General features: G+C 64.0%; 1 protein-coding gene and 1 pseudogene. One reads left to right on the plus strand and one right to left on the minus strand.

Annotated features, from left to right (window positions below):
* The coding region (locus WA702_RS12490) for a recombinase family protein (RefSeq protein ID WP_425110833.1) at positions 1–1414 on the minus strand (1414 nt) is incomplete at its 3' end.
* 508 nt (positions 1415–1922) lie between these two features.
* On the opposite strand from WA702_RS12490, the pseudogene WA702_RS12495 reads away from it, so the two are divergent.
* A pseudogene (locus WA702_RS12495) lies at positions 1923–2039 on the plus strand (ATP-binding protein); the annotation flags it as partial.
* Between the last annotated feature and the right edge of the window lie 16 nt (positions 2040–2055).

The following is a 2055-nucleotide window of genomic DNA, read 5'->3' on the forward strand; positions in this document are numbered from 1 at the left end:
CGACCGCCTCGACGGCACGCAGCTTCTCTTCCCAAGCCCGCTCAAGTGAGCGCGCCACGAGACGGTTCTCGGGCTCTACGGCGTCATACTGACGTCGAGCGCGCTCGGCCTCGTAGCGGGCGCGCTCCACCCGAAGCGCCCACTGGCGCTCGAGCTGGCGGCTCTCCAGCTCCAGTTGGCCCGCCGCCGCGAGTGCGATCTCAATCTGATCCGGCACCAGGGCGTCGAGGACCACCCGCTCGACCAAGGCGTCAACCGCCAGGGCCCGGACTTCCTGGCACAGAGAACTGCCTTGCTGGTCCCGATCCGAGCGGCAGCAATAGACCGGATAGTCGGCATTCGGGCCTGTGTAGCGCATGCTCATGCGCCGTCCACAACGGCCGCAGATCGCAATTCCTTGTAACAGGGCTGCCCCCTTGCGCGGCACGCCAGAATGTCCTGCCTCAAAGTGGGCGACGTTATCTGCCAGGCGCCGCTGGTTGGCCATGAACTCCTCCCAGCTGATATAACCCGGGTGAGCAGCGCGGAGGCAAACCGCCCAGTCGGCGATCGCCACCTTGACCGTTCCCGTCAGCGATCCCGCTTGGCATCGGCTCGGATCCTTTTGCCGGCGGCCATAAACATACGCCCCAGCATAAGCCGGATTTTGAAGGATACTAAGGACGCGCGCACTATCTGGCACACGCCAGACGGTCTCGTGTGGAGCTGGTCCAAGCGGCGGCCGAACCGGCAAGGACAATCCGTTCCGGTCCAAGTACCGCATCACACGGCGGGCGCTTTGCAGTTCCTGGAATTTGGCAAAAACGAGATGAAGACGGGCCTGTACCTCCTCATCAGGATTGAGAATAATCGTGCCGGCGCGATCATAGGCGAGCCCGGCTGGCAGAGGCAGCCGCAGTTCGCCCCGCGCCGCCTTCTGGCGTTCCCCTTGGTGAAGGCGCATCCGAAGCTGATGCAACTCCGCCTCGCTCATGATGCCGGACAAGCCCAACAGCAGGCGGTCGTGGTAGGCGCGCGGATCGTAAAGCCGCTCCCCATCCGCAATGAGCACACCGAACACCGAGCACAGTTCGAGCAACTGATGCCAGTCCCGGTTGTTGCGGGCCAAGCGAGAAGCGTCCAGGCTCACCACAAGACCGGCGTTGCCAAGACCGATCTCGGCAATGAGCTTCTGGAAGCCATGACGATCCACACCGCCAGCACCGGACTTGCCCAGATCCTCGTCAATGACCTGGACGCGCTCCGGCGGCCAGCCCAGACCGATGGCGCGATCGACGAGGCGGTACTGCAGCTCCGTGCTCTCCTGATGCTGGCGCACCTGTTTCACGGATGACTGCCGCACGTAAACATAGGCCAACTTGGCTCGGTGCGCAGTCGTGAGCCGCTCGTCAGCGACGTTCAAGCTGATCAGCACGACCCAGTCCCCTTCCGGGCGTGCCGGGAACCGCTTGCATTCGCCGCAGCAGCGCGGCGAAGATTTGAGCGATCTGGGTTTGCGTCGCGGTCGACAGATTCGGCCACAGGCGCGGAATGTCGGCCGGACGACCAAATGGATTTGCCAACGTCGGTAGGGGTCGATACGCAACGCGACCTGGAAGCGGTCGGTGGGTCATCGCGAATCACCTTCTCGTCGAGAAGGCTCAGACTCGCGCTCAAATGTTGCATCAATGGGATCAGCGTACGTGCGCTGATGCGCGGCAGATCGGCGGCGTTCGGGCCGGAAGTTATCGTCTCGGCAAGATCCGTCGACGCGATCTGAACCGCCCGCGGCCGGCCGTCCGGCAGCACGACAACGACGTAGGCGGGACCGCGCCCCGACCGCTCCTTCAGCACCTCAAGCCGGTGTCCAAAAAGAAAATGATGCGGGTCAGTCATCGTGACGTGAGACACGACCCGCTCGAGAATAGGGGTACTCTGACGTGTTGGGTGACCCCACCTACGCGGACGCCGTCCTCGACCGCCTGGTCCATAACGCCCACCGGATCGATCTCAACGGCGAGAGCCTGCGACGGACCCGCAAGCCCGGCCGAAAGGCCTGAGCCAGTGGCGCCGCGG

The organism is Bradyrhizobium sp. (assembly GCF_049798375.1).
Classification (GTDB): Bacteria; Pseudomonadota; Alphaproteobacteria; order Rhizobiales; family Xanthobacteraceae; genus Bradyrhizobium.